This window comes from Luteibacter sp. P1_D3 (genome assembly GCF_056406135.1).
Map to the genome: position 1 here is coordinate 144,922 of NZ_JBFUAT010000004.1, position 13,547 is coordinate 158,468.

14 protein-coding genes are annotated in these 13,547 nt (G+C 65.5%); 9 read left to right on the plus strand and 5 right to left on the minus strand.

Annotation, left to right across the window (positions count from 1 at the left end; all coding sequences use genetic code 11):
• Positions 1-2 precede the first annotated feature (2 nt).
• A complete protein-coding gene (locus tag AC1DYM_RS04885; RefSeq protein ID WP_477336494.1) occupies positions 3-779 on the minus strand; it encodes a MipA/OmpV family protein in 777 nt (258 codons plus the stop codon).
• A gap of 118 nt (positions 780-897) precedes the next feature.
• On the opposite strand from AC1DYM_RS04885, the gene AC1DYM_RS04890 reads away from it, so the two are divergent.
• The 7 genes from AC1DYM_RS04890 (at position 898) to AC1DYM_RS04920 (ending at position 7,390) form a co-directional block, all read left to right on the plus strand.
• The gene (locus AC1DYM_RS04890) at positions 898-1,587 is read left to right on the plus strand and encodes a response regulator (RefSeq protein WP_046969082.1); all 690 of its coding nucleotides are present in this window, start codon (positions 898-900) and stop codon (positions 1,585-1,587) included.
• Positions 1,571-2,914: a sensor histidine kinase gene (locus AC1DYM_RS04895; RefSeq protein WP_477336497.1), complete on the plus strand. Its 1,344-nt coding sequence runs from the start codon at positions 1,571-1,573 to the stop codon at positions 2,912-2,914. Before AC1DYM_RS04890 ends, AC1DYM_RS04895 begins: the two co-directional genes overlap by 17 nt.
• Positions 2,915-3,070: 156 nt before the next feature.
• Entirely contained in the window at positions 3,071-3,532 is a 462-nt protein-coding gene (gene msrB, locus AC1DYM_RS04900) for a peptide-methionine (R)-S-oxide reductase MsrB (RefSeq protein WP_477336499.1), read from the plus strand.
• Entirely contained in the window at positions 3,529-4,029 is a 501-nt protein-coding gene (msrA, locus tag AC1DYM_RS04905) for a peptide-methionine (S)-S-oxide reductase MsrA (RefSeq protein ID WP_477336501.1), read from the plus strand. The genes msrB and msrA overlap by 4 nt, the downstream gene beginning before the upstream one ends.
• 64 nt (positions 4,030-4,093) lie before the next feature.
• Complete coding sequence (locus AC1DYM_RS04910; RefSeq protein WP_477336503.1) at positions 4,094-5,161, plus strand: sensor histidine kinase; 1,068 nt, start codon at positions 4,094-4,096, stop codon at positions 5,159-5,161.
• On the plus strand, positions 5,128-5,919 hold the full coding sequence (locus AC1DYM_RS04915; protein WP_477336505.1) for a LytR/AlgR family response regulator transcription factor: 792 nt from the start codon (positions 5,128-5,130) through the stop codon (positions 5,917-5,919). Before AC1DYM_RS04910 ends, AC1DYM_RS04915 begins: the two co-directional genes overlap by 34 nt.
• Before the next feature lie 91 nt (positions 5,920-6,010).
• Positions 6,011-7,390 (plus strand): serine hydrolase domain-containing protein, encoded by a 1,380-nt coding sequence (locus tag AC1DYM_RS04920; RefSeq protein ID WP_477336507.1) that lies wholly within the window; start codon positions 6,011-6,013, stop codon positions 7,388-7,390.
• Here the strand turns inward: AC1DYM_RS04920 and gph are convergent.
• Positions 7,371-8,039 (minus strand): phosphoglycolate phosphatase, encoded by a 669-nt coding sequence (gph, locus tag AC1DYM_RS04925; RefSeq protein WP_477336509.1) that lies wholly within the window; start codon positions 8,037-8,039, stop codon positions 7,371-7,373. The two genes, AC1DYM_RS04920 and gph, sit on opposite strands and share 20 nt — an antisense overlap.
• Positions 8,040-8,060: 21 nt before the next feature.
• Positions 8,061-8,723: a TetR/AcrR family transcriptional regulator gene (locus AC1DYM_RS04930; RefSeq protein WP_477336511.1), complete on the minus strand. Its 663-nt coding sequence runs from the start codon at positions 8,721-8,723 to the stop codon at positions 8,061-8,063.
• A 117-nt stretch (positions 8,724-8,840) separates the two neighbouring features.
• Here AC1DYM_RS04930 and AC1DYM_RS04935 point away from each other — a divergent pair, with 117 nt between their 5' ends.
• Positions 8,841-10,454, plus strand: coding sequence for an MDR family MFS transporter (locus AC1DYM_RS04935; RefSeq protein ID WP_477336513.1), 1,614 nt, complete (start codon positions 8,841-8,843; stop codon positions 10,452-10,454).
• On the opposite strand, the gene AC1DYM_RS04940 is transcribed toward AC1DYM_RS04935, so the two are convergent.
• The gene (locus AC1DYM_RS04940) at positions 10,384-11,268 is read right to left on the minus strand and encodes an AraC family transcriptional regulator (RefSeq protein ID WP_477336515.1); all 885 of its coding nucleotides are present in this window, start codon (positions 11,266-11,268) and stop codon (positions 10,384-10,386) included. The two genes, AC1DYM_RS04935 and AC1DYM_RS04940, sit on opposite strands and share 71 nt — an antisense overlap.
• Before the next feature lie 117 nt (positions 11,269-11,385).
• Here AC1DYM_RS04940 and AC1DYM_RS04945 point away from each other — a divergent pair, with 117 nt between their 5' ends.
• The gene (locus tag AC1DYM_RS04945) at positions 11,386-12,153 is read left to right on the plus strand and encodes an SDR family NAD(P)-dependent oxidoreductase (RefSeq protein WP_477336517.1); all 768 of its coding nucleotides are present in this window, start codon (positions 11,386-11,388) and stop codon (positions 12,151-12,153) included.
• On the opposite strand, the gene AC1DYM_RS04950 is transcribed toward AC1DYM_RS04945, so the two are convergent.
• Positions 12,150-13,343, minus strand: a complete 1,194-nt coding sequence (locus tag AC1DYM_RS04950; RefSeq protein ID WP_477336519.1) for an MFS transporter — start codon at positions 13,341-13,343, stop codon at positions 12,150-12,152. The two genes, AC1DYM_RS04945 and AC1DYM_RS04950, sit on opposite strands and share 4 nt — an antisense overlap.
• Positions 13,344-13,547 lie beyond the last annotated feature (204 nt).

Genomic DNA, 13,547 nt, shown 5'->3' on the forward strand with positions numbered 1-13,547 from the left:
GCTCAGAACACGTGGCTGAGGGAAACGAAGAAGCTGCGGGTATGGTCGGCACTGACCATGGGGCTGTCGGTGACGGCATCTGGCAGGATCGTGTAGCGCATGCCGCCGGAGGCGACCCACGACGGCGACAGGCGATAGATCGCCATGAGGTTGACGTAGGGCGCCGTGCCGCTGTCGGCGTGGTAGGCGGACAGGCCACTACGCAGGGCCTCGCGACCGCTCACCCCGTAGTAATAGTCGTTGAGCGCGCTGTTGCTGCGCGCGACGCCCACCGTCGGAATGAAGGTGACCACGCCCTTGCGCAGCGGATAGCTGTAGCCGGCATCGAGCAGGGTACCGCCGCCGTGGCCGGTGAATTCCTTCTGCGCGCTCGTCGAGATGACGCCCCATTCCGCGGTGTGCCGCCAGGCCACGCCGGCCATGCCGGAGATGTTGCGGTTGGACAACTGGCGAAGCCGCGCATCGTCAGTGTCCTGGTGCCGGAAACGGTTGGCGAAGGGCGACACCAGGATCGAGAGCTCGTCGCTGCGCGTCGAGAGCAGCTTGTAGCCGGCCGAGGTGCCACGGAAGTAGAAGGATTTGCCTTCGTAGCTGACGACGGGCAGGGGCAGGGCCTTGTTGTCGTAGTTGCGGTAGGGACTGGGTGCCCAGGCGGCACCGACGCCGAGGCTCCAGCCGGGCGCGCGCTCGTCTGCGGATTGGGCGGAAACGGCGCCAGACAGGCCGATTCCGGCGATCAGGGCGAGCAGGGAGGCGGAGCGCGAACGGAATACCGACATGCGGGGACACTCGTGGGGACGATAGGCCGCGGATGGTGGGGAGCGGACATTGCCCCAACATTGCGTGGCCGGATAGGCGTTTAGCGCGTGTTAGGATCGCGCCCCTTCGGGAGGGCACATGCGCATACTGCTGGTGGAAGACGAGCCGGAGATGGCCGCCGCGCTGCAGGCCGGCCTGCACCGGCACGGCATGCTGGTGGATATCGCGCCGGATATCGCGCACGCCACCGAGGCCCTGCAATGCAAGGTGCACGATCTGCTTCTGCTCGACCGGCAACTGCCGGACGGTGACGGCGCGACGCTGTTAATCAAGGCACGGGCGACGCATGCCGACCTGCCGGTGATCATGCTCACGGCGCGGGGCTCGCTCGCCGATCGCATCGATGGCCTCGATCTCGGTGCGGACGACTATCTGGTCAAACCCTTCGCGATCGAGGAGCTGCTCGCACGTATCCGGGCGATTTCGCGTCGTCCCGCGAAAATCGCCTTGCCGCTCGCGACGGTAGGCAATCTCTGCTTCGACTTCACCGCGCGCGAAGCCCTGGTGGATGGCCAACCCCTGCGCTTGCAGCGGCGGCAGTTGCTGCTGCTCGAGACGCTGGCGTACCGCCACGGGCGAACGGTGCAGCGCGAGGTCCTGCAGGAAGCCGTTTACGGCTTCGACGATGCGATTCAGTCCAATGCGCTGGATGCCCACGTGTCCAAGCTGCGCCGCGCCCTCGTCGAAGCGAGCGCGAGCGTGGAAATCCACGTGATCCGCGGTGTCGGTTACCTGCTTCGGGAGGTTCGCGATGGGCAGGCACGCTAAGTCGCTCACCGTCCAGCTGGGCGTACGGCTCAGCGTGCTGCAGATCGTGATCCTGGTCGCGACGATCGCTGCGTTGACCTGGAGCATTCTCGACACGCGGGCAGCCTATATCGACGAAGACCTGGCGCGCGGCATCGCACGTGCCGTGACCGTCGACGAGGGGACCATGCGGTTGCGCACCGGAGACTGTCTACGCAAGGAGCTCGACGCCGCGCCGCAGCTGTGGTTCGTGGTCACCGACGAGCAAGGTCATCGCCTCAGTCATGGCGCCGTCCCGGAGGCTTATCGCTCGCTGGTGGCGTCGCTCGCCACGCTGCAGTCCTCCGAGGTGCATACGACGAGCGCACCTTATGAGCTGGCCATGCGGGTGGTTGTCGAGAACACCGCCTACGGTCGCCTCCATGTCATCGTCGGTGGTGCGCCGCTGGTCGGCCTCGGACGCGTCTTCGTCAAGATTTCGGTCTACCTCGGCACGCGTATCGGTTTGCCGCTGGTCCTGGTCACGCTGATCGCCGTGCCGTGGCTCATTCATCGTTCGATGGCCGGTGTCGGCAAGGTGGCGGACCAGGCGCAGCGGATCAACATCGACGAGCGCGGCGCCCAGCTGGAAGATGGCGCGGTGCCGCGTGAGCTGCAGCCGCTGGTGCGCGCCTTCAACCTTGCGCTGGAACGACTGGGCGAAGGCTACGATGCCCGCGACCGTTTCCTCACCGATGCCGCGCACGAGTTGCGCGCGCCCATCGCGATCCTCGAAGCCCGACTCGATACCTTGCCGCCAGGGGACGCCCGCAGCCGCCTGCTGACCGACCTGGCCCGCCTGGCCAACATTGCCGAGCAGCTGCTCGACCTGCAACGACTGGGCAAACAGGTCACCGAGTTCGAACCACTCGACCTGGTGACCCTCGTGCGCGAGGTCAGTGCGGACGTGGCGCCGCTGGTGCTGGACGCGGGCTATGAACTGGCCATGGACGCGCCCGAGCACGCGGTCGTGGTCATGGGCGACCGTCTTTCCCTGTCCCGTGCGGTCACCAACCTGATCCAGAACGCCATCGCCCATGCCGGTGGCAAGGGCCTGATCCATGTCGCGGTGATGGAGGAGGGTGTTTTCGAGATCAGCGACGAAGGCCCGGGCATTCCCGAGGCCGAGCGGGCCAGGGTATTCACGCCGTTCTATCGTCTGCGGCCAAGCAGTGTGGGCGCGGGGCTCGGGCTGCACCTGGTCCAGGAAATCGTCGCGCGGCACGGCGGCGAGATCGTCGTCCTCGACGCCCCCGGCGGCGGTGCGCGTTTCTCGGTCAGGTTACCGCGAGCACCCGATCGCCGATGAATCGGCTCCTACAAAGGCAGGGTAGCTCCCGCGGCAGCGGGCCAGGGCAAGCCTTTACTATTGTTTCCGGTGTGTTCGCCCGCATTATGGGACGAGCGGTGGAGCGGGCCCGCCACTGGCCTGCAGCCCCCGATCTTCGTCCCTCTGGAGGTCCCCATGTCCGACTACCGCAAGACGCCTGAAGCCCTCGCCAAGTTGACGCCCGAACAGTTCCGGGTGACCCAGCAGAGCGGTACCGAGCGTCCGTTCCACAATGCATTCAACGACAACAAAGAGCCGGGTATCTACGTCGATATCGTTTCCGGTGAGCCCTTGTTCTCGTCGTTCGACAAGTTCGACAGCGGCTGTGGCTGGCCCAGCTTCACGCGCCCGCTGGAGGCCGATCATGTCGAGGAGAAGCGCGACATCACCCACGGCATGATTCGCACCGAAGTGCGTTCGGCCAACGGTGACAGCCATCTGGGTCATGTCTTCCCGGATGGTCCGCGCGATCAGGGCGGCCTGCGCTACTGCATCAATTCGGCGTCGCTGCGTTTCATCCCGGTGGCCGATCTCGAGAAGGAAGGCTACGGCCAGTACATCCACATGTTCGACAGCGAAACCGGAGGTGTCCTATGAGTTCGCGCGCCATTCTCGCCGGCGGTTGTTTCTGGGGCATGCAGGACCTGATCCGCAAGCAGCCGGGCGTCATTGCCACGCGCGTGGGCTATTCGGGCGGTGACGTTCCCAATGCGACCTACCGCAACCACGGCAGTCATGCCGAGGCGATCGAGATCGAGTTCGATCCCGCCCGGATCAGCTACCGGAAGATCCTGGAGTTCTTCTTCCAGATCCATGATCCGACTACGCTGAATCGGCAAGGGAACGACCGGGGCGAAAGCTATCGTTCGGCCATCTTCTACCTCGACGACGAGCAGAAAGCCGTCGCCGAAGACACGATCGCGGACGTCAATGCGTCGGGTCTGTGGCCGGGCAGGGCGGTGACCGAACTGGCGCCGGCAGGCCCGTTCTGGGAGGCCGAGCCGGAGCACCAGGACTACCTGGAGAAGTACCCGAACGGCTACACCTGCCATTTCATCCGTCCGGACTGGGTCCTGCCCCGGCGCGCCGCCTGATCCCGCCTGGCGTGCCGGCTCTGGTATAAGGGCCGGCACGCAAGACAGGCTGGGGGGCCTCGACATGAAGACAGGGAAGAAAGGCTACGCCGCGATCCTGTGGATCGCGTTGCTGGTGGCCATCGGTTTACTCAGGGCGACGAACCGGTATCTCATCGATATCGCCAATCATGTGCCTTCGTTGTTTGCGCCGAAGCTGATCGACGAACTCACCGGTTCGTTGAGCTTCGGCGTTTTTCTGCCCGTGTTGTTCTTCGTGTTGCGCCGTATCGCCCGCATGGCGTCGGCACCGGGACGGCTGTTCTCGCATCTCGGGTTGTTCCTCTCTCTGTCCCTGGCGCAGACCAGCCTGATGCTGGGGCTGCGATTGCTGGTGTTTCCGCTCGCCGGCTTCGCGCGTTTCGCCGCGATGCCGACCGGATGGCGTTATCTCATGGAGATGCCGACCCAGCTGTTCTTCTACGCGGTGATCGCGCTTGGCCTGTGGCTGGTCGATCGCTACCGCGAAGGGCAGGCCAGGGAACTGCGTGCCGCGCAACTGGAGTCGGCGCTGTCCGACGCACGCCTGGAAGCCTTGCGCCTGCAGCTGAATCCACACTTTCTGTTCAACACGCTCAACGCCGTCTCTGAGCTCATGTACGAGCGGCCGCAGGTGGCCGATGAAATGCTCTCGCGTATCGGCGCGCTGTTGCGTGCAACGCTCTCGGCGACCGCGCAGGAGCATCGGCTGGCCGACGAGTGGCAACTGCTGTCGCTGTACCTGGACATCCAGCGTGCGCGTTTCGGTAGCGGACTGGACGCGCAGGTCGAGGGCGATGCGGCACTCGACGATCTCCACGTGCCCTTCCTGATCCTGCAACCGTTGGTCGAGAACGCCATCGAGCATGGCGGCGGTGGCGATGGCAGGCGTGTGGCGGTCGACGCCAGGCGCGAAGCGGGGAGATTGACCCTGCGCATTCGCGACTTCGGCGGCGGTACGTCGCGTCCTGGCCATGGCATCGGCTTCGCCAATGTCGACGCTCGCCTGCGTCATCTCTACGGCGACGATGCCGGCGTGAGCCGCGACGCGGCGGTCGGAGGCGGCTCCGTGGTAACCGTATGGCTGCCCGCGCGGCGCTGGGCAGCGGCATGAGCCTGCGTGCGGTGGTCGTCGATGACGAGGCGCCCGCACGGGCCAAGTTACGTCGTTACCTCGCGACGGCAGAGGGTCTGGAGTGGGTGGGTGAGGCGAGCGATGGCATCGCGGCCATCGACCTGATCCGTCGATGTCGCCCGGACGTGGTCTTTCTCGACATCAGCATGCCCGGCATGGACGGCTTCGCCGTGTTGCAGGCCCTGGGCGAACCCTTGCCGGCGGAGATCGTCTTCGTGACGGCGCATGACACGCACGCCGTGCGGGCGTTCGACGTGCATGCGTTCGACTATCTGCTCAAGCCCGTGGGACCCGAGCGTTTCGACCGTCTCGCCGCGCGGCTTCGCAAGCTGCTGGTGCCTTCCGCGAGCCTGGGCGTTCGCATGGACGGCCTGCTGGATGCCTTGCCGCCGCCGGCACACTACGTGGAACGCCTGCTGCTTCCGACCGGCGATAGCGCGGAGTTGGTGCATGTCGATCGCATCGACCGCATCGAGTCGGACCGCAATTACATCGATGTCTACGTGGAAGGCACGCCGCGCCGCTTGCGCGGCACGCTGGATGCCATGCAGGCGCGTCTGTCGCCTGCGCACTTCGTCCGGATCAATCGATCGACCGTCGTCCGGCTCGATGCGATCCGTGAGCTGAAGCCCTGGCCCGAAGGGGAGCAGCGCCTGTTGTTGCGCGATGGTGCCCGGGTCACCTGGACCCGTCGCTACCTCGACCAGTTGCCACCGGGTCTCGCACTCGAGATCTGACTCGTCCCCGGATCGCGGGTTTTCGTCCCTGTGTGTGCCCCGTATCGCGCTGGCGGCAGGCAGACTGCGCAGAACCTCTCGGGAGAAGACCGTGGGCAAGCGAGCGTGGATCGTCGGCGGCATCGTCGTTGCAACTGCCGCCAGCGCCTGGGCGATGTTCCGTCCGGACCAGGCCCTTCGCGTCGCAGCAGGCGTAGCCGCGCACCATGTCTGCTCGATGACCTTCATCGGCCACCAGGATCCGGGGCGCACCTACGACGAACTGGTTGTGCCGATGATCGGCGGCGTGGCCGGTCGCCTGCTCACCGTGCATGTCTCGCCACAGACACAGAGCGTCGAGGTATCGAGCCCACTGCGCTCACTAGCCCGCGCGTCCTTTACTCCCGGCTACGGTTGCCGTCTCGATCTGGCGGGCAACGTGCCCCTGCCGGTCGAGCCGCCCACGGTGACGAAGGCGACACCGTTCGACGATGACTTCGCGCCGGACGAAACGGTCATCGCGCGCAAACCGGCGATGGCGGCGGCGCTCGATCGCGTGTTCGCCGAACGTCCCGGCGAGCCGGTAAAGCACGTCAAGGCCGTGGTCGTGGTCAAGGATGGCCTGGTCGTTGCCGAGCGCTACGCCGACGGTTTCGATGCGCGTACCCCCTTGCTCAGTTTCTCCGTGGCGAAGTCCTTTACCAATGCACTGCTCGGCATGCTCGTCAGCGAAGGCAAGCTGCGCGTCGAGCAGCCGCTGGACGCCCCCGAGTGGCGTGCGCCGGGCGATCCGCGCGCGACGATCACCGTCGAGGACCTGATGCGCATGCGTAGCGGACTGGCCGCTGAAGAGGCCGAGTCGGCCTTCAGTCCTGTCGCGCAAATGGAGTTCCTGCACCCGGACATGGCCGGTTTCGCCGCCGCGCAACCGGCGAAAGAGGCACCCGGCAAGACCTTCGAATACACCTCGGCGGACACCGTGCTGCTCGACCGGAAGATCGGCGAGCTGATCGGCGGCGGTGTCGCAGGCGTCCGCGATTACGCCCGAAACCGACTGTTCCGCCGCCTGGGCATGCACGATGTCACCATGGAGTTCGACGGTAAGGGCACCTTCGTCGGTTCCACGTACGTCTATGCCAGCGCGCGCGACTACGCGAAGTTCGGCCTGCTCTACCTCAACGACGGGGTCGCCCCGACCGGCGAACGACTGCTCCCGCGCGGATGGGTGGACTGGTCGCGCACGTCAACGCTCGGTGCGCCTTACGGTGCCGGCTTCTGGACCAACGACGGACCCAGCCAGCCGGCAAAGTGGCGCGTCGAGGGTGGCTTTCCCAAGGACGGTTTCTTCGCCAGCGGCACGATGGGCCAGCGCATCTATATCGTGCCGTCGGCCCACCTGGTGGTGACACGCTTCGGTTATTCGGCGCCGCCGGACTATGGCATTCAGGACGATGTCGCCCTGATCAAGGCGGCTATCGAGAGTTATCGATAGTGAGCAGGTCGGGCATCCGGTCGATCACGGCGAGTGCGCCGATCGCGTGCAGGTCGAGCGACTTGCGATAGCCGTAGCTGACCATCACGAAGGGCAGTCCGGCGTCACGCGCGGCAAGCACGTCGCTCTCCGAATCGCCGACCATGAGTGTTTCACTCGGCGAGACACCCGCCTCGGTCGCCAGGTGCAGCAGGGGTACGCCACTGGGTTTACGCTCGGGCAGCGTATTGCCGCCGACGATGCCATCGATGTACGGAAGCATCCCGCGCGCCTCGAGCAGGGGGCGGACGAACTCCTCGTTCTTGTTCGTGCATACGGCGAGCTTCACGCCCTGCGCGTGCAGCGCAGCGAGCGTATCCACCACGCCGTCGTAAGCGACCGCATCCAGCGCGGTCTCCGCGTAATGCACCAGGAAACCCGGCATCACCTCGTCGATGTCGACCTCGCTACCGGCGTGGCGAAAGGCATAGGTGATGAGCTTGCGCGAGCCTTCGCCAATCCATTCGATGATTTGCCCGACATCGTAGGTGGGCAGTTTCCAGTCGATCAGCGTGCGATTGACCGATTCGGCAATGTCGGCCGCGCTGTCCACCAGCGTGCCGTCGAGGTCGAAGATGACCAGGGAGAAGGGAAAGGCCAAGGGGATCACTCCGCGCGTAAACCCGACATTCTACGCCTTGGCCGGACCGACACCGTGGCGGAGCAGGGCGAGGGCGTGTCGGACGATCTGCTCAGGGCCGATGTGATTGCGCAGCGGATCGTCGCGCCATTTGCGTGACGCGGTCATCGGCAGCACCGTCAGGCTGAGCACCGAACCGATGATCAGCGCCGGGTCCAGGTCCTTGCCGAGCAGACCCTCGTCCTGCCAGCGCTTCATGGTGTCCAGGACCGTGACCTGGCGGCTTTCGCTGAAGCGCCGGTGGATGTGCTGCTTGAACAGATCGTCCTCGCGGAGCATCTCGCCGAAGAACACCGGGCCGATCCACGGGCTTTCCGCCGCCAGTTCGACGAAGCGTTCAGCGAGCGTGGTGAACGCGGCGACGGGGTCGTTGGCGTTTTCCAGGAAGATGCCTTCGATATGCCGGCGCATCGGCGCGATCCGCTCGTCGAAGAGCACATCGAACAGTTCGTCGCGGGTCTTGAAGTAGTAGTGCACGGCGGCGGGCGTCATGTCGGCGGCGCGGGCGATCGCGGCCAGGGTGGTCTCGGCGTAGCCCTGCCGCGCGAACAGCTCCAGGGCGATGCCGACGAGACGCTGCCGTTGATCGGGGCCATCGGGCTGTGCGGGCGGGCGGCCTGGGCGGCGGCCTCGGCTGAGGGTTGGTTCGACCACGTTTTTCTACCTTGGACTCTGTGGCGCATGGATACCACGACGAAGGCGGATTTGACGCCGATCCTGTGGTGGACATATATTAACTCACCACTTAATTAATTGTCAGGTCACTGCCTCGTGAGCACTGAAACGCTTGAGCCACCGGCCCAAACGCCCGATGCCGTGCTCCCGACGGCCGCGCCCCCGCCGTCCCAGCCGGCGCCGCCCTCGTTGCGGCTGCTGTTCCCCGCGCTGATGCTGGTCATGCTCCTGGCCGCCCTCGACCAGACCATCGTCTCCACCGCGCTGCCGACCATCGTCGGTGACCTAGGCGGGCTCAATCAGCTGTCCTGGGTGGTCACTTCGTACCTGCTGACATCCACCGTCGTCGTGCCGCTGTACGGAAAGTTCGGCGATCTGTTCGGCCGCAAGATCGTCCTGCAGACGGCGATCGTCATCTTCCTGGTCGGTTCCGTGCTATGCGGGCTCGCGCAGGACATGACCCAGCTGATCCTCATGCGCGCGCTGCAGGGCCTGGGCGGTGGCGGTCTGCTGGTGATCACCATGGCGGCGATCGGCGACGTGATTCCTCCGGCGGACCGGGGCAAATTCCAGGGTCTGTTCGGCGGGGTGTACGGGCTGGCGACCGTGATCGGCCCGCTGATCGGCGGCTTCATGGTCGACCACCTATCCTGGCGCTGGATCTTCTACGTGAACCTGCCGCTGGGCATCCTGTCGCTGGTGGTGATCGCGGCGGTGTTCCATCCGCACGTGCGCCACGTGAAGCACAAGATCGATTACTGGGGCGCCGGCTGGCTCGCCTTGTCGCTCAGCTGCCTGATCCTGTTCACGACCGAGGGCGGCACGCTATTGCCCTGGAACGCGGCCGAGCTGTGGTTCATCCTCGCGTTCGCCGTGGTCGGCGTCGCCGGTTTCATCTACGAGGAAACCATCGCCGAGGAACCGATCATCCCGCTCGGGCTCTTTCGCCATCGCACTTTTCTGCTCAGCTGCCTGATCGGCTTGTTCGTCGGCGCGGCCTTGTTCGGCTCGACCACTTTCCTCCCGCTGTACCTTCAGGTGGTCAAGGGCGTGTCGCCGACCGGCGCGGGCATGCAGTTGTTGCCCCTGATGGGTGGCGTACTGGTCAGCTCGATCGTCAGCGGCCGCGTGATCAGCAAGATCGGGCGCTATCGCATGTTCCCGATCGTCGGTACGTTCATTGCGACGATCGCGCTTCTCCTGCTGGGTACGCTCGAGGACGAAAGCCCGATCGCGCTGATCTATGCCTACGCAGGGCTGCTCGGCCTTGGCCTTGGCATGGTGCTGCAGGTGCTGATCCTGGCCACGCAGAACAGCGTCGACATCAAGATCATGGCCGTCGCGACCTCGGGCGTGACCATGTTCCGCTCCATCGGCGGTTCGATCGGCGTCTCCGTGTTCGGCACGATCTTCACCCATGGCCTGCAGTCGCGCACGGCCGATTTCATGACGCCGGGCGCGGGCTCGCCGCGTTCATTCGGACCGGACGCCGTCGCCAAGTTGCCGCCAGACATCCACGCCCGTTACCTGCACGCCTTCGGTGCGTCGTTGCACACGGTTTACCACGTCGCCGCAGGCGTCATCGCCGTCGCATTCGCACTGGCCTGGTGGATGAAGGATGTGCCGCTGAAACGCGGACTCAAGCCTGCTGCAGCAACTTCGCGTCCCGCCGCGGGGGAAGACCGAACATCCGCGAGTACTCGCGACTGAACTGGGACGCGCTTTCGTAGCCGACGGCGAAGGCCGCCGCTTCGGCGCTGACGGCTTCGCCGACCATCAGTCGCCGGGCTTCGAGCAGGCGCATCTGCTTCTGGTACTGCAGTGGCGTCATCGACGTGAGCTGGCGGAACTGGCGATGGAAGGCCGATGCGCTCATCTGCGCACTGGCCGCCAGATCGTCGATGCGCATGGGCTCGGTAAAGCGATCGCGTAGCCGATGGATGGCGGCGATCACGCGATGGGCGTGCGTGTTCGCCAGGACCATGCGGGCCACCTCGACCCGGTGTGGGCCACTGAGGAGCCAGTAGGCGATTTCGCGCATGATCGACGGGTACAGCAGCGGAATGGCCTGTGGCGTATCCATCAGGCGCACCAGGCGCAAGGTGCAGTCGGCGAGTGGGCCGTCGAAATCGGTGACGAAGACACCCGAGCGAGGACCGTCGCCGCCGGGTGCCGGCGTGCCCAGCGTGTCGGCCACGTCGCGCATGATCGCCAGATCGAATTCGATGATGATGCCGAGATAAGGTTCGGTCGGGCTGGCTTGCGCCACGCGCCCGAGCGCCGGCGTTTCCACGCTGACGATGAGTGCCTGTCCGGCGCGGTAATCCATGTGACGATCGCCGAACACGGCCCACTTCGCGCCTTGCACCACGATGCACAGGGCGGGTCGGAAGATCAGGTGACTCGGTGGCCGTTCGTGATCGGACCGCAACAGCACCATGCCTGGGACGTTCGTCAGCATCGGTCCATAGGATGCCTGGCTATCCGTGTGGCGGAGCAGGGCCTGGATCAATTCGGAAGTCATGGACCCCATGCTAGTCCCGCTGGCAGGATCAGGCAAGAATGGAGCGAGTTCACGCATTCAGTCCGACGCGTTGGAGGCCTATCTTCTGTGCAGGCCCCACACTCCCGAGGACACATCGTGACCAACGAAAACGCTAACAAGATCGCCATCGTCACCGGCGGCAGCCGCGGCATCGGCCGCAGCACCGTGCTTCACCTGGCTGCGCTTGGTGTCGATAGCATCTTTACCTATCGCGAGAATCAGGCAGAAGCGAACAAGGTGGTCGCCGCGGTCGAGGCACAGGGCCGGCGCGCCATCGCGCTGCCCCTGGACACCGGTGTCGCCAACTCGTTCGACGCTTTCGTCGCACGTGCGAAGACGGCGATCGCCGAGCTCGGCGCGGAGCGGTTCGACTACCTGGTGAACAACGCTGGCCAGTCGTTGCACAAGCCCTTCGACCAGACCACCGAGGAAGAGCTCGACGGCATCTACAACGTGCACTTCAAGGGCGTGTACCTCCTCACGCAAAAGCTGCTGCCGCTCATCGCCGACGGTGGACGGATCATCAATATCTCGTCCGGTCTTGCGCGCGTCTCGATGCCGGGCAGTTCAGCCTATGGTGCGATGAAGGGCGCCGTGGAAGTGCTGACGCGTTACATGGCGGCCGAGCTCGGTCCTCGCGGCATCGCGGTGAACACTGTCGCACCGGGCGCCGTCGCCACGGACTTCAGCGGTGGCATGGTGCGCGATACCCCGGCCGTGGCCGAGCGTATCGCCGGCATGACTGCGCTGGGCCGGGTCGGCCTGCCGGACGACCTCGGCGCGATGATCGCGTCCCTGCTCTCGGACGCCAACCGCTGGATCAGCGGTCAGCGTATCGAGGTTTCTGGCGGCATGTTGGTTTAGTAGGCCGAGGCGGGCTTATGCCCGCCGAAGCCGAACAGCAGCCCCAGCGCCACGACAACGGCGACGCCGCCGACGACCAGTGCCGGTACGACACCGGCACTGTCTACGACGCGGCCACCGACGAAGGAACCGGCCGCGATAGCGAGCTGGTAAGTGGTGACGAACAGGGCCGAGCTGGCCTCCGGGTGATCGCCGGCGTAACGCGACATCCACACGCTCAATGCGACCGGCAGCGCGCCGTAAGCCATGCCCCAGAGCAGGACGTCGGCACTCGCGGCGATGTGCGACATGCCCAGCAGCGGTAGTGCAAAGATCGTCGCTCCGAGCAGCAGCATCGCGCCGGCCAGCGACCAACGCAGGTCCTTCGCGATCGCCCTGGGGGCGAGGAAATTACCGATGAAGCCCAGCGCACCGAAGCCAAGCAGTACCGCGGTGATGCCATGCTCGTCGAAGCCTGCACGCTCGATCAGGAAGGGGGCGATGTACGTATAAGCCGTGAAGTGCGCTGCGATCACCACCGCCATCATGATCAGGCTGAGGCGCGAGCTGGGTCGACGCAGCAACGTACCGAAGTCCATCGTCTTCACCACGGTATCCGAAGGCAGGCGGGGCAGCAGGAAGCACTGCGCGATGAGGGCGATCAAGACCAGCGCACCCGTGGCGAGGAAGGCGTCACGCCACGACGCCACGCTACCGATCAGGGTGCCCAGAGGCACGCCGATGATGGTGGCGAAGGTGATGCCGGCGAACATCGTCGCCGTTGCGAGGGCCGCCTGCTCGGGACGCACGAGTCGACTCGCCGCGGCCAGGGCCACGGCCCAGAAGCCGCCCAGCGCGATGCCGAGCAGCGCACGCGCGACCAGCATGGTGGCGAAGCCCGTGGCCGACGCGGCGACGATGTTGGCGGCCATGAGCAGCACCGAAAGGAGCAGCAGCACATTGCGGCGATCCAGGCGGCCCGCCAGGACGGTCGTCAGCGGCGCGGCGACAGCGGCGACCAGCCCCGTCGTCGTGACCATCAGGCCGCCGATACCGGTCTTGAGGTGAAGCTCGCCCGTGATCTGCGGCAGCAGCCCGATGGGCAGGAACTCGGTGGTGACGAAGGCGAACGCCGCCAGCGTCACGGCGGCGACCGCCAGCCAGCCACCTTTGGCAGGGCTGGCAGTGTTCGGCAGGGATTGCGTACTCATGGTCTTGGCCATCGCGAGAAAGGGATGGCACCTATATGCCGTCGCCTTTTGCGGAGCACAGGCTGGGCAATGTCCGGACACTTCGTCCTCCGGGGATAAAGCGGACATGAAGGAATCTTAATCGACGCGGTGAAAAACGATGGCCGAATTTCATGCACACATAACATGACGACCGTTAGCTTTCTCGGCAGGTATTCGCTGGTG

Excerpts from the sequence above, each read along its gene's own strand:
- AC1DYM_RS04885 (WP_477336494.1), bottom strand. The coding sequence starts at position 779 with ATGTCGGTATTCCGTTCGCGCTCCGCCTCCCTGCTCGCCCTGATCGCC.
- AC1DYM_RS04890 (WP_046969082.1), top strand. The coding sequence starts at position 898 with ATGCGCATACTGCTGGTGGAAGACGAGCCGGAGATGGCCGCCGCGCTG.
- AC1DYM_RS04895 (WP_477336497.1), top strand. The coding sequence starts at position 1,571 with ATGGGCAGGCACGCTAAGTCGCTCACCGTCCAGCTGGGCGTACGGCTC.
- AC1DYM_RS04915 (WP_477336505.1), top strand. The coding sequence starts at position 5,128 with ATGGCTGCCCGCGCGGCGCTGGGCAGCGGCATGAGCCTGCGTGCGGTG.
- msrB (WP_477336499.1), top strand. The coding sequence starts at position 3,071 with ATGTCCGACTACCGCAAGACGCCTGAAGCCCTCGCCAAGTTGACGCCC.
- msrA (WP_477336501.1), top strand. The coding sequence starts at position 3,529 with ATGAGTTCGCGCGCCATTCTCGCCGGCGGTTGTTTCTGGGGCATGCAG.
- AC1DYM_RS04910 (WP_477336503.1), top strand. The coding sequence starts at position 4,094 with ATGAAGACAGGGAAGAAAGGCTACGCCGCGATCCTGTGGATCGCGTTG.
- AC1DYM_RS04940 (WP_477336515.1), bottom strand. The coding sequence starts at position 11,268 with ATGACTTCCGAATTGATCCAGGCCCTGCTCCGCCACACGGATAGCCAG.
- AC1DYM_RS04950 (WP_477336519.1), bottom strand. The coding sequence starts at position 13,343 with ATGAGTACGCAATCCCTGCCGAACACTGCCAGCCCTGCCAAAGGTGGC.